Source organism: Stenotrophomonas sp. MH181796 (assembly GCF_009659995.1).
Lineage (GTDB): Bacteria > Pseudomonadota > Gammaproteobacteria > Xanthomonadales > Xanthomonadaceae > Stenotrophomonas > Stenotrophomonas riyadhensis.
The window spans coordinates 265,395-281,070 of record NZ_RAHU01000008.1 but is presented as its reverse complement, the minus strand read 5'-3'; the positions used below and the strand labels follow the sequence as shown (position 1 = coordinate 281,070).

The 15,676-nt window shown below is 67.7% G+C and carries 16 protein-coding genes; 4 read left to right on the top strand and 12 right to left on the bottom strand.

Features of this window, described 5'->3' with window-relative positions:
* Positions 1-25: 25 nt before the first annotated feature.
* Together D5301_RS20585 and lepB are read right to left on the bottom strand one after the other, a co-directional pair.
* On the bottom strand, positions 26-1,282 hold the full coding sequence (locus D5301_RS20585; RefSeq protein WP_153856727.1) for an MFS transporter: 1,257 nt from the start codon (positions 1,280-1,282) through the stop codon (positions 26-28).
* A gap of 124 nt (positions 1,283-1,406) precedes the next feature.
* Positions 1,407-2,033, bottom strand: coding sequence for a signal peptidase I (gene lepB / locus D5301_RS20580; RefSeq protein WP_014035578.1), 627 nt, complete (start codon positions 2,031-2,033; stop codon positions 1,407-1,409).
* A gap of 182 nt (positions 2,034-2,215) precedes the next feature.
* On the opposite strand from lepB, the gene D5301_RS20575 reads away from it, so the two are divergent.
* Positions 2,216-2,617: a hypothetical protein gene (locus D5301_RS20575; RefSeq protein ID WP_110710732.1), complete on the top strand. Its 402-nt coding sequence runs from the start codon at positions 2,216-2,218 to the stop codon at positions 2,615-2,617.
* Positions 2,618-2,620: 3 nt separating this feature from the next.
* Positions 2,621-3,067, top strand: coding sequence for a 3-dehydroquinate dehydratase (locus D5301_RS20570; protein ID WP_004153636.1), 447 nt, complete (start codon positions 2,621-2,623; stop codon positions 3,065-3,067).
* A 183-nt stretch (positions 3,068-3,250) separates the two neighbouring features.
* On the opposite strand, the gene dcp is transcribed toward D5301_RS20570, so the two are convergent.
* The 3 genes from dcp to arfB form a co-directional block, all read right to left on the bottom strand.
* Complete coding sequence (gene dcp / locus D5301_RS20565) at positions 3,251-5,407, bottom strand: peptidyl-dipeptidase Dcp (RefSeq protein WP_153856726.1); 2,157 nt, start codon at positions 5,405-5,407, stop codon at positions 3,251-3,253.
* A 111-nt stretch (positions 5,408-5,518) separates the two neighbouring features.
* Positions 5,519-6,121, bottom strand: a complete 603-nt coding sequence (locus D5301_RS20560; protein ID WP_014035575.1) for a lysophospholipid acyltransferase family protein — start codon at positions 6,119-6,121, stop codon at positions 5,519-5,521.
* A 4-nt stretch (positions 6,122-6,125) separates the two neighbouring features.
* Positions 6,126-6,557, bottom strand: coding sequence for an alternative ribosome rescue aminoacyl-tRNA hydrolase ArfB (gene arfB, locus D5301_RS20555; protein ID WP_153856725.1), 432 nt, complete (start codon positions 6,555-6,557; stop codon positions 6,126-6,128).
* Between the two features lie 133 nt (positions 6,558-6,690).
* Here arfB and D5301_RS20550 point away from each other — a divergent pair, with 133 nt between their 5' ends.
* Entirely contained in the window at positions 6,691-7,218 is a 528-nt protein-coding gene (locus D5301_RS20550; RefSeq protein WP_010487093.1) for a DUF2059 domain-containing protein, read from the top strand.
* Positions 7,219-7,293: 75 nt separating this feature from the next.
* Here the strand turns inward: D5301_RS20550 and D5301_RS20545 are convergent, their stop codons facing one another.
* The 4 genes from D5301_RS20545 to D5301_RS20530 form a co-directional block, all read right to left on the bottom strand.
* Positions 7,294-8,037 (bottom strand): pseudouridine synthase, encoded by a 744-nt coding sequence (locus D5301_RS20545; protein ID WP_180846191.1) that lies wholly within the window; start codon positions 8,035-8,037, stop codon positions 7,294-7,296.
* A gap of 131 nt (positions 8,038-8,168) precedes the next feature.
* The gene (locus D5301_RS20540; protein WP_153856723.1) at positions 8,169-8,747 is read right to left on the bottom strand and encodes an O-methyltransferase; all 579 of its coding nucleotides are present in this window, start codon (positions 8,745-8,747) and stop codon (positions 8,169-8,171) included.
* A 5-nt stretch (positions 8,748-8,752) separates the two neighbouring features.
* Positions 8,753-10,408, bottom strand: coding sequence for a ubiquinone biosynthesis regulatory protein kinase UbiB (gene ubiB / locus D5301_RS20535; protein ID WP_110710728.1), 1,656 nt, complete (start codon positions 10,406-10,408; stop codon positions 8,753-8,755).
* The gene (locus D5301_RS20530; protein WP_110710727.1) at positions 10,405-11,040 is read right to left on the bottom strand and encodes an SCP2 sterol-binding domain-containing protein; all 636 of its coding nucleotides are present in this window, start codon (positions 11,038-11,040) and stop codon (positions 10,405-10,407) included. The genes ubiB and D5301_RS20530 overlap by 4 nt, the downstream gene beginning before the upstream one ends.
* Before the next feature lie 424 nt (positions 11,041-11,464).
* Between D5301_RS20530 and ddlA the strand changes: the two genes are divergently transcribed.
* Positions 11,465-12,559 (top strand): D-alanine--D-alanine ligase, encoded by a 1,095-nt coding sequence (gene ddlA, locus D5301_RS20525; protein ID WP_153856722.1) that lies wholly within the window; start codon positions 11,465-11,467, stop codon positions 12,557-12,559.
* Positions 12,560-12,705: 146 nt separating this feature from the next.
* Here the strand turns inward: ddlA and D5301_RS20520 are convergent, their stop codons facing one another.
* From D5301_RS20520 to oleC, 3 genes are all read right to left on the bottom strand, one after another.
* Positions 12,706-12,861 carry a DUF1328 domain-containing protein gene (locus tag D5301_RS20520; protein ID WP_049429804.1) on the bottom strand — a complete coding sequence of 52 codons (156 nt, stop codon included), beginning with the start codon at positions 12,859-12,861 and terminating at the stop codon, positions 12,706-12,708.
* Positions 12,862-12,943: 82 nt separating this feature from the next.
* Positions 12,944-13,936, bottom strand: coding sequence for a 2-alkyl-3-oxoalkanoate reductase (gene oleD / locus D5301_RS20515; protein WP_153856721.1), 993 nt, complete (start codon positions 13,934-13,936; stop codon positions 12,944-12,946).
* A complete protein-coding gene (oleC, locus tag D5301_RS20510; protein WP_153856720.1) occupies positions 13,933-15,591 on the bottom strand; it encodes an olefin beta-lactone synthetase in 1,659 nt (552 codons plus the stop codon). Before oleC ends, oleD begins: the two co-directional genes overlap by 4 nt.
* Between the last annotated feature and the right edge of the window lie 85 nt (positions 15,592-15,676).

Below are 15,676 nucleotides of genomic sequence, written 5' to 3'. Positions count from 1 at the left end.
AAGGTCGGCATCTACCAGAGCAGGTTCACGCCGTCACCGGCTGCGGGGCGCGCTGCTGCAGCGCCCAGACGATGCCACCGCCGATCAGGGTCAGCACGGCGGCGAACAGGCACACACCCAGCCAGTCCCACGCTGCATAGGCCAGGCCGCCCACACCACCGAGCACGCTCGAACCCAGGTAGTAGGCGAACAGGTACAGCGCCGAGGCTTCGGCGCGCATCGCGCCGGCGCGGCTGCCGACCCAGCTGCTGGCCACCGAGTGACCGCCGAAGAAGCCGAACGTCACCAGCGCGATACCGAGTGCCATCGTGCTCAGCCACGGCATCGCCAACAGCACGATGCCGGCACCAATCAGTGCGAACGAGATCGACAGGATGCGACCGCGCCCGTAACGCGTGGCCTGCTGGCCCATCCATGCCGAACTGAAGGTGCCCACCAGGTACACGCTGAAGATCAGGCCGACCACGGTCTGGCTGAGGCGGTACGGCGGTGCCAGCAGGTGGTAACCCAGGTAGTTGTAGAGAGTGACGAACACGCCCATCAGCACGAAGGACGTGGCGAACAGCCACGGCAGGCCCGGGTCGGCGAACAGCGTGCGCCAGCGTGATGGCAACTGGCGCAGGCCGCCACGACGCGCCTGGAAATGCCGCGACGGCGGCAATTGCAACCACAACAGCACGGTACTGGCCACGGCGATGATCGAGACGACGCCGATGCCCCACCGCCAGCCCCAGTGGTCGGCGATGATGCCGGCCAGCAGGCGCCCGCTCATGCCACCGATGGCGTTGCCGCCGATGTACAGGCCCATCGCCAGGCCCAACGCGCGGCTGTCCATTTCCTCGACAAGGTAGGTCATCGCCACTGCCGGCACGCCGCTCAGCGCCAGACCGAGCAGCGTGCGCAGCACCAGCAGCGTGGTCCAGTCATCCACCAGCGCCGTGCATAGCGACAGCGTGGCCGAGGCCAGCAGCGCGGCGATCATCATCGGGCGACGGCCGACCGCATCGGACAGCAGGCCGGCCAACAGCATCGCCACCGCCAGCGTGCCGGTGGTCAGCGACAACGACATCGCGCTGCCGGCGGCGGACACGCCGAAGTGACGGCTGAACTCCGGCAGCAGCGGCTGCACGGTGTACAGCAGGCCGAAGGTGGAAAAGCCGGCCAGGAACAGCGCCAGCGCGGTGCGGCGGAAGGCCGGCGTGCCCTGCTGGATGCGGGTCTCGGCGATGGGATCGACAGTGGGGGGGCGGCGTTCGAGGGCCGCCGCGGTTTCGCCAGTCATGGGATCGATGGGCCGGTGGGGGCGGCCGGGCGTGGGAGGGAACGGGCCTCAGACTAGGCCCGTCCATCCAGTCGATCCATAACCTGATAGGTCAGGATTGATATGCAGGAAGTATCAATTCAGCTTACAGGCGCTGCCACTCGAAACCGTCGCCACGACGGTAGTACACCGCCACGGCGCGGCCGTAGAGCTTGTCGGCGTCGACGAAGCCGAAGAAACGACCGTCGAAGCTGTTGCCGCGGTGGTCACCCAGCACCAGCACCTTGCCGGCCGGCACCACCAGATCGGCGATGTCCGGACCGCCGCCCATGTCCAGGTCGAGGCGGGCACGGCGCTCGCCGAAGGCTTCCACGTCCTGCAGGTCGGCGATCTGCAGCGGCTGGCCGTTGATGCTCAGATGGCCCTCGCGCATCTGCACATGGTCACCGGCCACCGCCGCCACGCGCTTGATCAGGCGGGTGCCGTCGGCCGGTGAATCGAACACCGCCACTTCACCGCGCTGCGGAACGCCGGTCGACATCAGTTCCTTGCCGGTGAACGGCAGGCGCAGGCCATAGGCGCGCATGTCCACCACCACCCGGTCGCCGGGCTGCAGGGTCGGCTGCATCGAGCCGCTGGGCACCACGTAGTGGTTGGCGAGGGTATCGCGGGCGGCGGCGAGCAGGCCGAGCATCACCAGCAGCGGCAATGCTTCCTTCTTCAGCCAGGCCAGCGCGCGTTCGGAAAAGGGAGGGCGGGCAACAGCATCCATGACAGGCTCCGGGTAGGTGATAGCGGTATCAGACCACACGCAGGCGCCGCAGGTTCCCGGTAGCGCCGGACACGGGTTACGCAGGTTTTACGCCCCGGCGCGGCAGCGGGCATCGCACCTTTACGGGCAGCACGCGCATCGTGTGCCCACCGCGCCACAGGGCGCATTCCGCAAGGTGTTGTATGACCCTCCTGGTGATCCGCCACGCGTCTCCGTCGGCGCCGCGCCCGCAGCTGCCGGCGCAGCTGAGCGGCCATCGCGTGCTGTGCAGCGACTGCGCCAGCCTGTCCGAAGTGCGCCAGTGCCTGTGCCAGCCGCAGGCGCGCTCGGCCGACTGGGTACTGCTGGATGTCGGCGCCGCCGACGAGGCGCAATGGCAGGCCGAAGGTGGCGCGCTGCAGGCGGCGCTGGAACGGCTGCCGGCGCAGTACATCGAGCTGCAGGCCCCCAGCGAACCCGGCCTGGATTCGCGCCTGCGCCTGCAGCATGGTCCTGCCGCGGTAGTGGTCGACCAGCGCAGCCAGCAGGCCGGTTACCCGTTGTCGCTGGCCATTGTCGGCCGCCGCCTGGCACAGGAGGGCTGAGCCATGTCGATCTTCATCATCCGTGGCCCGGAAGCAGCCGGTGCATTGATCCGCACGGCGATGCCGCTGCCGGCGCCGGTACTGAAATCGCTGGTGCACCGCGCGATCGACGCCGGTACCAGTGTGGCGATCCGTGCCTGCGGTTCGGAACAGGAACTGCTGGACGCGCTGCGCGTGGCCGACCACAGCCGCGGCGAGGTGACCCTGCTGGACCCAGGTGCGTGTGCCAACAGCCTGCGCCTGCAGCGCCTGCTGCCGTACCTGCACAACGCCTATGTGGAAGTGCATGACGACGGCGCAGTGGCCGAGCCGTGCCTGCCGGCCGGCGTCGGCCAGCGCTTGGGTATCGCCGCCGGCTACGGTGCACAGAGCTATGTGCTGGCGCTGGACATCGCGCTGGATCACCTGGGGTTGGCCGAACAGGCGAACCGCGTGCACGTGGGGACGTAACGCTGTTTGTAGCGTCGAGCCATGCTCGACTGGTTTTTCATCGAAAGGCAGCCGAGCATGGCTCGGCTCTACAAGGGCGGGAATCGCAGCCGAGCGTGGGCTCGGCTCTACAGAAGAACGTCGAGCATGGCTCGACGCCACAGAAAGAAAAACGGCGGGGTTGCCCCCGCCGTTTTCGTTTTCTTATTTCAGCCCGCGGAACTTCAGCAGCGGTTCCACCGACGGGTCCTTGCCGCGGAAATCGCGGTACAGGGTCGACAGCTCCACACTGTTGCCGCGCGAGAGGATCTTGTCGCGGAACTCCTGGCCATTGGCCGCGGTCAGGCCACCGTGTTCGGTGAACCACTGGTAGGCGTCATGGTCCAGCACTTCGGCCCAGAAGTAGGCGTAGTAACCGGCCGAGTAACCGCCACCCCAGATGTGGTCGAAGTAGGTGGTGCGGTAACGCGGCGGCACCTGCGGCAGGTCGACCTTGAACTTCTTCAGCGCGCTGGCTTCAAAGGCGCCGACATCCTGCAGCGGCGCATCGGCCTTCTGCGTGTGCCAGGCCAGGTCGAGCAGTGCGGCCGACAGGTACTCGGTGGTCGCATAACCCTGGTTGAAGCTGCGTGCCTTGAGGATCTTGTCGACCAGTTCCTGCGGCATCGCCTCGCCGGTCTTGTAGTGCTTGGCGTAGTTGGCGAACACCTTCGGATCCAGCGCCCAGTGCTCGTTGAACTGCGACGGGAACTCGACGAAATCACGCGAGGTGGCGGTGCCGGCGATCGACGGGTACTTCACGTTCGAGAACATGCCGTGCAGCGCATGACCGAACTCATGGAACATGGTGGTGACGTCGTCGAAGCTGATCAGCGCAGGCTGGCCGGCGGCCGGCTTGGTGAAGTTGCAGACGTTGTAGACCACCGGCTTGGCACCGGTCAGGCCATCCTGTTCGACGAACACGTCCATCCAGGCGCCGCCGGACTTGCTGTCACGCTTGAAGTAGTCGGTGTAGAACAGGGCCAGCGAGGTGCCGTCCTTGTCGAACACTTCGTACACCTTCATGTCCGGGTTGTAGGTCGGAATGTCGGTACGCGGCTTGAAGGTGATGCCGTACAGCTGGGTGGCGGCGTAGAAGACGCCGTTCTGCAGCACGTTGTCCAGTTCGAAGTACGGCTTGATCTGCGACTCGTCCAGATCGTACTTGGCCTTGCGCACCTGCTCGGCGTAGAAGTCCCAGTCCGAAGCGGCTACCTGGAACCCCCCCTTCTGCGCGTCGATCACCTTCTGGATCTCGCCGGCTTCGGCACGCGCCTTGGCGGTGGCGGCCGGCACGGTGTCGGTCAGTAGCTTGAGCGCGGCGGCCGGGGTCTTGGCCATCTGATCGCCCAGCTGGTAGTCGGCGAAGGTGTCAAAGCCGAGCAGCTTGGCCTTCTGCGCACGCAGCTGGGCCAGGCGCTGCACGGTCTGCCGGGTGTCATTTGCATCGCCGCGCTCGGCGCGGGTTTCCGAGGCCTTCAGCACGGCGGCGCGCTGGTCGCGGTCGCTCAGCGAGCCGAGTACCGGCTGCTGGGTGGTGTTCTGCAGCGGCAGCAGGAACTTGCCATCCAGCTTGCGCTCCTTGGCAGCCGCCGCAGCGTTGTTGATCGCGTCCTCGTCCAGCCCGGCCAGCTTGGCCTTGTCGTCGACGACGACGGCAGCAGCGGCGGTGGCGGCCACCAGGCGGGTATGGAACTGGGTGGAAAGGGTGGTCTCTTCCACGTTGAGCTTGCGCAGGGTCGCCTTGTCGGCGTCGGACAGCTGCGCACCGGCGCGCACCAGGCCATCGTAGTAGTGCTCGACCAGGCGCTTCTGCACCGGGTCCAGCTCCAGCGTGTCACGCTGGTCGTACAGCGACTTCACGCGCGCGAACAGCTTCGGATCGAGGTTGATCTCGTCCTGGTGCGCGGCCAGCTTCGGCGCCACTTCTTCCTGGATCTTCTGGCGCGCATCGTTGGTATCGGCCTGGACCAGGCCGAAGAAGATGCGCGACACGCGGTTCAGCGTCTCGCCGCTGCGCTCCATCGCCACGATGGTGTTGTCGAAGGTGGCCGGCTCACTGCTGTCGGCGATCTTGCGCACGTCGGCCAGGTGCTGGCGCATGCCTTCTTCGAACGCCGGCAGGTAGTCGCTGTCCTTGATCTTGTCGAACTGCGGTGCCTGGAACGGCAGCGTGCTCGCACTCAGCAGCGGATTGGTGGAGGCTTCGGCCGGCTGCTGGGCCGGGGTCTTCTGGGCTTCGGACACGGGGGTGGACTCCTTGCCGGAACAGGCCGCCAGCGCCAGGCTGATGGCGGCGGCCAGGACTACGGTACGCGACATGTGAAACGCTCCTTGGGCAGACGGTACGGGATACCAGCCCTCCACCCTACTCCTGTCGCGCTCGCCCGGCATGTGCCGGACGTGGCGTCTATGCGGCGGCCTGCGGCCGGCTCAGACCGTGCCGCGGGTCTTGCCGATCCACGGCCGGTAGAACTCGCGGATGGCGGCCATGTCTGCCACGTCGTCGCCGGTTGGCGTGAACAGCGGGCCGATGCCGATGGTCTTTTCCGGGTAGTGGAAATACGCGGCCAGGATCGGCACGTCGGCCATCCGGGCGATCTTCAGGAAGCCAGCCTTCCAGTCCTTCACGGCCTTGCGGGTGCCCTCGGGCGTGATGGCGAACCACATCTTCTCGTTGTTGCGCAGCAGGTCCACGGCCTGGCCGACAGTGCCCTGCGGCGAGCTGCGGTCCAGCGGGATCACGCCCAGCTTGTGCAGCAGCGGGCCCAGCGGCCACCAGAACAGCGAGGCCTTGCCCAGCACCTTCACCTTCATGCCCAGCGCGATCTTGGCCGCCATGCCCCACAGGCCGTCCCAGTTGGACGAGTGCGGAGCGATGATGAAGACCAGCCGGGGGATGTCAGGCAGGGTGCCGGTCACCTTCCAGCCACCCATGCGCAGGGTGCAGCGCGCCAGCCAGCGCAGGAAGGCGTTGGGTTTGACCTGCGGCATCTGCGGCGGCACGGCCGGCAGCAACGAAGTCGGGTTGTTCAAGCAATCACTCCCAGTCACGTGATGAGCGCCCGCGCTTGACCTGCGCGCGCCCGCGTTTGGCGTCCAGACGACGCAGTTTCGACCCGAGGGTCGGCTTGGTGGCCTTGCGCGGTTTGGGCACGCTCAGCCCGGCCTGGATGAAGGCCGCCAGCCGCTCGCGCGCATCCTCGCGATTGCGATCCTGGGTGCGGAAACGTTGCGCGTCGATGACCAGCACGCCTTCGCCGGTCATGCGCCGGTCACGCCGCGCCAGCAGGCGCGCGCGCAACGGTTCGGGCAACGAGGGCGAGTTGGCCACGTCGAAACGCAGTTCCACCGCGGTGGAGACCTTGTTGACGTTCTGGCCACCGGCGCCACTGGCACGCACGAACCGCTCGACGATCTCGCCGTCGGGGATTTCAAGCTGCGCGCTGATGGTGACCGGTCCACTGCCCATCCGCGCATTGTAGCGGCAGCCACGCACCGGAGTGCGGCATCGCGCCCCGTATGCCGCCGATCAGGTACCGAACACGCCGCCTTCGCCTTGGCTGCGGGTATGCTGGCCGTCCCATGTACCGCAGGAAGCCCGCATGACCCGCACCGCACCCGCCCTGCCGTCCCTGCTGCGCCGCGCCGCCCTGCTGCTGGCGCTGGCCGTGGCCAGCGTCCCGGCCCTGGCTGCGCCGCCGACCGATGGCGACATCAACCGCCTGCTGTCCGCCTCGCGCGCGCAGAGCATGATCGACACCATGCTGCCGCAGATCGAGGCGATGCAGCAGCAGCAGTTCCAGCAGGTGGCCGCGCAGCGCCAGCTCAACGCCCAGCAGCAGGAGCAGCTGAAGCGGATCCAGGCGCGGACCAGCCAGACCCTGCGCCAGGCCCTGTCCTGGCAGCAGCTGCGGCCGATGTACGTGGACCTGTACAAGAAGACCTTCAGCAAGGAAGACGTGCTGGCGATGGCCGAGTTCTACGAGAGCGCGGCCGGCCAGAGCCTGCTGGACAAGACCCCGGCGCTGATGCAGAACGTGATGGTAGCGATCCAGGCGCGCATGCAGCCGCTGTTCGCGGACCTGCAGAAGGATCTGGAAGCGATCGTCAACGAGCCGGAAAAGAAATGAGGTAGTGCCGGCCGCTGGCCGGCTCCCCATTACATCTGGAATCGCGCAGATGCCGGCCAGCGGCCGGCACGACCGTCAATCGGTATCCACCTGCCAACCAAACAGGTCCAGTGCCTTCTGGAACTCACGGTCCAGCGGCGCGCGCACGTCCACGGTGCCGCCCTCCGGATGCGGGAATCGCAGGCGCTCGGCGTGCAGCAGCATGCGGTGCACGCCCTGCATGCGGAAGATGCGGTTGTGGCGACCATCGCCGTGGCTGGTGTCGCCGATCATGTGATGCGAGAGGTGCTTGAGATGCCGGCGGATCTGCCGGAAGCGCCCGGTCTGCGGCTGGCAGCGCAGCAATGCGTAGCGCGAGCTGGTGAATTCACCCACCGGCACCGACAGCTCGCCGGTGGCCAGGCGCTGGAAGTCGGTGATCGCCGGCTTTTTCACCGGCTTGCCCGGGCCGCCGTCCAGATCATGATCGACCTGCCAGGCGAGCTCGGCCGGCCAGCCCCGGCAGACCGTCAGGTAGTCCTTCAGCACTTCGCCGCCCATCAGCGCCTTGCCCAGCGCGCTGGCGGTATCGCGGTCGAAGGCCAGCAACAGGCAGCCACTGGTGGCCCGGTCCAGGCGATGCACGAGGAAGATCGGGCGGCCCAGCTGCTCGCGCAGGCGGTCGGCCAGGAAGTCGTCTTCGCCACGGGCCAGCTTGCTGTCGTGGACCATCAGCCCGGCAGGCTTGTTGACCACGGCCAGGCGTTCATCCAGGTGCAGCAGCTGCAGGGGCGCGGTGTCGGTCTCGACCGCGGCGAGGGTATCGGGTTCGGTGCTCACGGCAGGATTATCGGGGCTGGGCATTGAATGGGGTAGAGCCGGCCGCTGGCCGGCTGCCTCCGGGCAGTCGGATGGCTGCGGTTGCCGGCCAGCGGCCGGCACTACCGGATCAGACGCGGGCAACGCGGCAGTCAGGCGTTGCGCACGGCCAACAGCTCGCCGTTGCCCACCGGCACCAGGCTGGTGCTGAAGTCCGGATCAGCGTCCAGCAGCACGCGCAGCGGTTGCATCTCTTCCGCATGTGAGGTGGCGTTGTCCACCACCAGCAGGCCACCCGGGCGCAGCACGCGGCGCAGCTGTGGCCACCAGCCGGCGTACTGCCCGCGGTCCGAATCGAGGAACAGCAGGTCAATGCTGGCATCGGCGGCCTGTGCCAGCCACTGCCCGGCATCGTCGTGGACCAGCGTGATGCGATCGGCCAGGCCACTGCGCGCGAAGGTGTCACGTGCCATCGCCACCTTGTCCTCGGCGTACTCCAGCGTGGTCACGTGGCCGTCGATGGCGGCGGCGGCCTCGGCCAGCCATAACGTGGAATAGCCGTTGGACGTACCGATTTCCAGCACCCGGCGAGTGTTGCCGAAGCGCACCAGCACCAACAGGAATTCACCGGTCTCCGGCGTGATGTTGAGCATGCGTCGGCCGCGCTCGCTTTCGCGTGCGTCGTTGTCGGCGCCGAAGCGGACCAGTTCGTCCTTGAGTGCCTGCAGCATGGGGCCTACTTCCACCACGCGCGCAGCAGCGCCACTGCGCCGACCGCACCGGACAGCCAGCTCCACGCCGGCACGTCGCCCCAGTACCAGCCCGGCGGCTGCAGCACATACATCAGTGCAGCGATGGCCAGGAGGCCGACGCCGGTGATCGCGCCGACCGCATGCTTCTGCAGGCGCTGCACGCTGGCATCCAGTGCGGCCAGGTCGCGCGAACGCATCGACAGTTCGTGGCGGCCTTCCACCTGCTGGGTCAGCCAGGCGTGCACCAGGCGTGGCATGTCCGGTGCATGGGTCATGATTTCCGGCAGGCGCTTGCCGATCTCGCGTACCACCCGGCGCGGGCTGTAACGTTCGCGCAGGATCTTTGCCAACACCGGCTTGGCCACCGCCCAGATGTCGATCTGCGGGTCGAGCTGGCGGCCGACGCCTTCGATGTTCAGCAGGGTCTTCTGCAGCAGGATCAGCTGCGGCTGCAGGGTCAGCTGGTAACGCTGGGCCACGCGGAACAGCTTCATCAGCACTTCGGCCAGCGAGATCTGCGACAACGGCCGGGTGAAGTACGGCTCGCACACCGAGCGCACGGCCGCTTCCAGATCATCGATGCGCACGTTGTCGGGCATCCAGCGCGCCTGCACGTGCAGTTCGGCGATGCGGCGGTAATCGCGGTTGAAGATGGCCATGAAGTTCTCGGCCAGGTAGTACTGATCTTCCTGCGAGAGCTGGCCCATGATGCCGAAGTCCAGCGCGATGAAACGCGGGTTGGCGCGGCGCGCCGGATCGGTGTCGACCCAGATGTTGCCGGCGTGCGCATCGGCGTGGAAGAAGTTGTCGCGGAACACCTGGGTGTAGAACACCCGCACGCCCTTGGCGGCCAGCGCCTTGCGGTCGATGCCGGCCTTGTCCAGCGCAGCGATGTCATCGGACGGGATACCCCACACGCGCTCCAGGGTCAGCGCGCGCTCCGCGGTGTGGCTCCAGATCACTTCCGGCACGTACAGATCGTCGCTGTTTTCCCAGAAGCGGCGCAGCACGCTGGCATTGGCGCCTTCGCGCTGCAGGTCCAGCTCGGCAGCCAGGGTGTTCTCGACTTCGGCCACCACTTCGCGCGGGCGGATCTTGTCAGCGCGCGGATGGGTGCGCTCGACCAGGGCAGCGAGCGAGTTGAGCAACGCGATATCGGCGTCGATCTGCTTCTCGATGCCCGGGCGCAGCACCTTGACCACCACCTGGCGGCCATCGGCCAGCGTCGCTGCGTGCACCTGCGCGATCGAGGCCGAGGCCAGTGGTTCGGTATCGAAGCTGGCGAAGGCCTCGCTGACCGGCAGGCCCAGCGCTTCCTCGACGATACGGCGTGCGGTCTCGCCATCGAACGGCTTGACCCGGTCCTGCAGCAGGGTCAGTTCATTGGCCACGTCCGGCGGCACCAGGTCGCGGCGGGTGGACAGGATCTGGCCGAACTTGACGAAGATCGGGCCCAGATCCTGCAGCGCCAGGCGCAGGCGCGCGCCGCGCGACTGTGCGGCGATGTCGGCCGAGGCGCGCGGCACGAACGGCTTGGCCAGGCGCAACCAGCGCTCGGCCGGGGTGCCCTGCAGCAGGTCGTCGAGGCGGTAACGCAGGATCACCCGGCCGATGCGGCTGGCGCGCAGCACGGCCTTCATGCGGCACCCCGCAGGCGCTGCACGCGTGCACCGAGACGTTCGACGTCATCGCGCAGCACGTCCACATCGTCGTGGAAGGCATCCAGCTCGGCACGAGGCACCACGTCGCGCGATTCCTCGGTGATGAACTCGGCGGCGCTGTGGGCCAGGTCGATCGCGCCCTGGCGCGCATGCTGCAGGGCGCTGCGCAGGGTGTTGGCCACCTGTACGCCCAGCACGTCGCCGAACACGCTGACGAACGGCTGCTGCCAGTCCGGGTCAAAGCCCTTGGCCAGCTGCTGCAGGCGACGCGCCAGTTCGGCGTCGCCGGCCACGCGCACGCGACCCTTGCCGTTGTTGTCGGCACGCCGTGCGTTGGCCAGCAGCGGCAGCTGCGCGAGCACGCCGGCCAGGCTGCTGCGCACGGCCAGATCGGCTTCCTGTGCGTCCACGGGGCCGACCCGCAGCTGGTCGCCATCGACGCTGATGCGCATCGCCAGCAAGGGCGCTTCCAGGGTCAGATCGATGTGCCGGCCGTCGAGGCTGGCCAGTGCATGGCGGGTATCCGGATCCAGCGCCAGCGCGCGGTTCAGGGCGATCTGCAGGGCGCGGCCAGCGACCGGCTTGAGGGACTTGAGCAGGGAGAGAGCCATGTGCGCATTCTACCTGCGTGGGTGGTGGGCTTGGGCCGGGCTGCCACCCGGCACCCGCAGAGGCAACGGCAGCGGCAACAGCCGAAGCAACAGCAACAGCGGGCATTCCGTGGGTTGGCGGGGTGGGTCCGGTGGCGGGGGACGCCGTAAACCCATCCATGGGGGCTTGACCGCGGCATCCATGCCGCGGACACCCCCGCCACCGGACCCATCCCGCCTTCGACAGGTTCCTGCGATCTGTCAGGCTATCCGGGGTCGGATCCCGTTGCTGCGCAACGGGCTCTGACCCCCCTATTGATGGGCCATGGAGGACGCTAGATCCACGCCATGCGTGGATGGATTTCTGGTTCATCTGTGCCTCACGCGGAGGGCCGATGAAGGTTCATGCTATGAGGCCACGCAACGCACAGGACATCGCAACACCATGGCACGGACCCGGGTCGGCATCATCTTCGGGGGCAAGTCCTCCGAGCACGAAGTTTCGCTGCAGTCGGCGAAGAACATCCTCGATGCGCTCGATCGCGAGCGCTTCGAGCCGGTGCTGGTCGGTATCGACAAGCAGGGCCAGTGGCATCTGAGCCAGTCGGATACCTTCCTGATCAATGCCGATGATCCGTCGCGCATCGCGCTGCATCGGTCCGGTACGTCGCTGGCGGTGCGCCCGGGTGTGGAACAGGCGCAGCTGCAGCCCTCCGATGCGGCCAGCGCGCTGGGCCAGATCGATGTGGTGCTGCCGATCGTGCACGGGCCGCTGGGCGAGGACGGTGCGCTGCAGGGCCTGCTGCGCATGGCCAACCTGCCCTTCGTCGGTTCGCCGGTGCTGGGCTCGGCGGTGGCGATGGACAAGGACGTGACCAAGCGCCTGCTGCGCGACGCCGGGCTGAAGGTTGCGCCGTGGCTGTGCATCAGGCGTCACCAGGCCGCTGACGTCGATGTCGATGCGGTGATCGCGCAGCTCGGCCTGCCGCTGTTCGTGAAGCCGGCCAACCAGGGTTCGTCGGTGGGTGTGAGCAAGGTCAAGGATGCGGCGGGCTTCGCCGCGGCACTGGCATTGGCGCTGCGCTACGACCACAAGGTGCTGGTGGAATCGGCGGTGGTCGGCCGTGAGATCGAGTGCGCGGTGCTGGGCAACGAACAGCCGCAGGCCAGCCTGTGCGGCGAGGTGGTGGTGCACGACGAGTTCTACGCCTACGACACCAAGTACATCAACGAGAATGGCGCCGAGGTGGTGGTGCCGGCGGACATCGATGCCGCAACCCAGGCGCGCATCCAGCAGATCGCGCTGCAGGCCTACCAGGCGCTGGAGTGTGCGGGCATGGCGCGCGTGGACGTGTTCCTCACCGCAGACGGTGAGATCGTCATCAACGAGGTCAACACGCTGCCCGGCTTCACCCGCATCAGCATGTACCCGAAGCTGTGGGGCGCCAGCGGTGTGGACTACACCACGCTGATCACGCGCCTGATCGAACTGGCGCTGGAGCGCCATGAAGCAGATCGCGGATTACACAGCGCCGTGTAGGGGCGCTCTGTGTAGAGTCGAGCCATGCTCGACTGCTTTTCATGAGTCGAGCATGGCTCGACTCTACAAAGATGCGTGCCGACCGACGGTCGGCACCCACCGGAAAGAACAGTGCCGGCCAGCGGCCGGCACTACCCTGCGGTCTTCTAGCCGCGCTTGCGGAACATCGAGATCACCGCCAGCACCAGGAAGATCACGAACAGGATCCAGGCGATGTTGCTGGCGGCACCGGCGATGCCGGAAAAGCCGAGCACGGCGGCGATGATGGCGATGACGAAAAAGATGACGGCGTAATGCAGCATGGCGCTCCTCGCAGATGTCCGGGCCGTTGGATGGCGTGGGTCCATCCTCCCGATCTGGCGGTGTGCAGCCAGTGATGGCGATCTATGCAGCAGATGAAGCCTTCAGCCTGCGCAGTCCTTCTTCGATGCTGACCTGCGGCACGTAGCCGAAGTCACGGCGCGCCGGCTCCATGCTGTACCAGTGCGGCGTGCACAGCTGCTCGGCCAGGAAGCGGGTCAGCGGCGGCTCACCACGCAGGCGCAGCAGCGGCCACAGCCGCTCGCAGACCGCGCCGATGCGATAGGCGGTCTTGAAGCTGATCGCCTTGTCCACCGTCGGCGCACCAACGGCGGCCAGCAGCTTGTTGACCAGCTCGCGCATCGGCAGTGGTTCGCCGTTGGAAATGAAGTAGGCCTTGCCCGCACAAGCGGCGCCCGGCGCCAATGCTTCGAAAGCGAGGAAGTGCGCGAGCGCGGCATTGTCGATGTAAGTGGTATCCACCTTGTTGTTGCCATCACCCACCAGACGCAGGCGGCCCTGCCGCGCACGTTCGGCCAGCCTCGGCACCAGCTGTTGGTCGCCCGGGCCCCAGATCAGGCGCGGGCGCAGTGCCACCGTCGCCAGCGAGGCATCGTTGGCGGCCAGCACGCGCTGTTCGGCGATCGCCTTGGTGGCCGCATACGGCGCCTGGAAGTCCTCGCCGTATGGCACCTCGTCAGCCCCCAGGCCTTCCACCGGATGCGTGGCGCGGTGGGTCACGCTGGGCGTTGAGGTGTAGACCAGCCGGTGGATGCCATGCGCGCGGCAGGCGGCGATGACGTTGTCGGTGCCGACCACGTTGGCCTGGTGGTAGCTGTCATAGCTGCCCCAGGCGCCGGCCTTGGCACCGTTGTGGAATACCGCATCGACGCCGGCCACCGCATGCAGCACCGCCTGCGCATCGGCCAGATCGCCGCGGATCTGGCCCACGCCCATGGCCTGCAGTTCCGGGTAGTGGCTGCGGTTGAACGCCAGCACCTGGTGGCCACGTTCGACCAGCCCGCGGCACAGCGCCTGGCCAAGGAAACCACCACCACCGGTGACCAGGATCTTCATGCGCGCTTCTCCAGTTCGGCGCTGGCCCAGACGGCGAGCTTCTCGCGGCCGATCTTGGCGTTGTGACGGATATCGACGGGGAACGCGGGATGCATCAGTACGTGCTGCAGGTTCGCCTCGGGCAATCGCAGGGTGGCCTGGGCGCGCAGCGCCTCGCGCAACGCCGGACTGTCGCTCTGGCCACGCTGCAGTTCCACGCACAGCACCGGCACCTGCGCACCCGCCGGGCCAACGCCAACCAGTGCCGTGCGCGCCACGCCGGGCACGGTGTTGAACACCGGCTCGACCTGTTCGGTGTACAACGGCCCCTGCGCGGTTTCCACGCGATGGGTCTTGCGACCGCAGAACCACAGGCGGCCCTGCGCATCGAAGTAACCCACGTCACCCATGCGATGCACCACGCGCGTGCTGCCATCGGCCAGCGTCTCGCGGATCTTCGCCGCCGCGGTGGCCTGCGGACGGTTGAAGTAACTGTCGGTGGCGGTCGGTCCCGCCACGGTGATCTCGCCCACCTCGCCGGTGGCCAGCACACGCGCCTGCGACCAGTCGGCCAACGGTGCGTCATCGATGGCGATGATGCGCACCTCGTTCGGCGCCACCACGCTGCCCACGCAGGTCCCGGCGCCGGCCTCGGTGGCCGCGCGGGTACGCTCCAGCTCGCGTCCCTCCACCACCGCCACCGGCAGGCACTCGGTGGCGCCGTACGGGGTCCAGAACTGCGCGTCGGCGGGCAGCAGGCTGCGGATGGTGGCGACCACATCCGGCGGCACGGGGGCGCCGGCCGAGGTCACCCGGGTCACCGTCGGCAACGGCCGGCCGTGACGGGCCAGCACCCGCATCAGCGCAGGCGAGCCAAACAGTTGGGTCACGCCGAAGCGCTGGATGGCGTCATGCAGGCGTGCCGGGTCGGCCTGTGCCGGCCGGGTCGGGTCCATGTCCGGGATCACCGAGGTCAGGCCCAGCGCCGGGTCGAACAAGGCAAACGGCGGGAAGGTCGGCAGGTCCACCCCGCCCGCTTCCATGCCGAAGGCGCTGCCCAGCAGCTGGATCTGGCCGACGAAGTGGCGGTGGCGGTAGACCACGCCCTTGGGCACGCCGGTGGAGCCACTGGTGAACAGGATCGCGGCCATGTCCTCGCCATCGGTGGCAGCCAGCATCGGCCCCCCGTTGGCACCGGCGCGCTCCAGCGCAGCCAGGGTGGTCCCGCCCCAGCCGAGGCGGCGGCCGACGGTCACCAGGCGGGTCGCCGAGGGCGCCCAGCGCAGCACCAACCGCGCCACGTGCGCCAGCGGAATGCCAATGAAGGCCTCCGGCTGCGCCTCGTCCAGGCACTGCTTCAGTGCGCGCTTGTCGATGCCCGGGTCGACCAGCACCGGCACCGCACCCAGTTTGAACAGGGCAAACATCAACAGGAAGAACTCCGGCGACGGCCGCACCATCACCACCGTGCGCACCCCGCGGCCGATCCCGTAGCCGGCCAGGCCAGCCGCCATGGCGTCGCTGCGGGCGTCCAGCTGGCGGTAATCCAGGGTCACGTCGTAGGCGGCCATGCCGTTGCCGGCGCCACGGCGGCCCGGGCAGCGGATGGCGATCTGGTCGGGTCGTTCACGCGCCAGTTCAGGCAAACGGGCGGCAATGTTGCAGGGTCGGTTCATCCGTTCATTGTCGCCGCTTACGGAATTTCTTGCGCGGCGGCCCACTTCGTGGAAAATCCGCACCTTCGTTCCTGATTCCGACTGC